The following is a 1,216-nucleotide window of genomic DNA, read 5'->3' as shown; positions in this document are numbered from 1 at the left end:
CTTTGGGAGGCAACCGCCCCAGTTAAACTACCCATCAGACACTGTCCCTGATCCGGATCACGGACCCAGGTTAGACATCCAGCACGACCAGAGTGGTATTTCAACGACGACTCCACAACCACTGGCGTGGCCGCTTCAAAGTCTCCCACCTATCCTACACAAGCCGAACCGAACACCAATATCAAACTGTAGTAAAGGTCCCGGGGTCTTTCCGTCCTGCTGCGCGAAACGAGCATCTTTACTCGTAGTGCAATTTCACCGGGCCTATGGTTGAGACAGTCGAGAAGTCGTTACGCCATTCGTGCAGGTCGGAACTTACCCGACAAGGAATTTCGCTACCTTAGGATGGTTATAGTTACCACCGCCGTTTACTGGCGCTTAAGTTCTCAGCTTCGCCACCCCGAAGAGTGACTAACCGGTCCCCTTAACGTTCCAGCACCGGGCAGGCGTCAGTCCGTATACATCGCCTTACGGCTTCGCACGGACCTGTGTTTTTAGTAAACAGTCGCTTCTCGCTGGTCTCTGCGGCCACCCCCAGCTCAGACAGTAAATGTCATCACCGGTGATGGCCCCCCTTCTCCCGAAGTTACGGGGGCATTTTGCCGAGTTCCTTAACCATAGTTCACCCGAACGCCTCGGTATTCTCTACCTGACCACCTGAGTCGGTTTAGGGTACGGGCCGCCATGAAACTCGCTAGAGGCTTTTCTCGACAGCATAGGATCATCCACTTCACCACAATCGGCTCGGCATCAGGTCTCAGCCTTAACGAGGGACGGATTTGCCTACCCCTCGGCCTACACCCTTACCCCGGGACAACCACCGCCCGGGCTGGACTACCTTCCTGCGTCACCCCATCGCTTACCTACTACAAGTCTGGTCCGTCGGCTCCACCACTCCGACCTCGTCCGAAGACTCAGCCGGCGGCTTCACGGACTTAGCATCGCCTGGTTCAGTACTGGGCGTTTCAAAGCGGGTACCGGAATATCAACCGGTTGTCCATCGACTACGCCTGTCGGCCTCGCCTTAGGTCCCGACTTACCCTGGGCAGATCAGCTTGACCCAGGAACCCTTAGTCAATCGGCGCACACGTTTCCCACGTGTGTATCGCTACTCATGCCTGCATTCTCACTCGTGAACCGTCCACCACTCGCTTCCGCGGCGGCTTCACCCGGCACACGACGCTCCCCTACCCATCCCAGCCCCCGTTGGGGGTAT

General features: G+C 57.0%; 1 rRNA gene. It reads right to left on the bottom strand.

Annotated elements, in window-relative coordinates:
* Positions 1 to 1,216 (bottom strand): 23S ribosomal RNA (locus ACH4YL_RS40780); the annotation flags it as partial.

Origin of the sequence: Streptomyces sp. NPDC020681 (genome assembly GCF_044334895.1) — a bacterium.
In the GTDB taxonomy this organism is placed as follows: domain Bacteria; phylum Actinomycetota; class Actinomycetes; order Streptomycetales; family Streptomycetaceae; genus Streptomyces.
The sequence above is the reverse complement of the archived record's forward strand: the minus strand, read 5'-3'. Positions and strand labels throughout refer to the sequence as shown.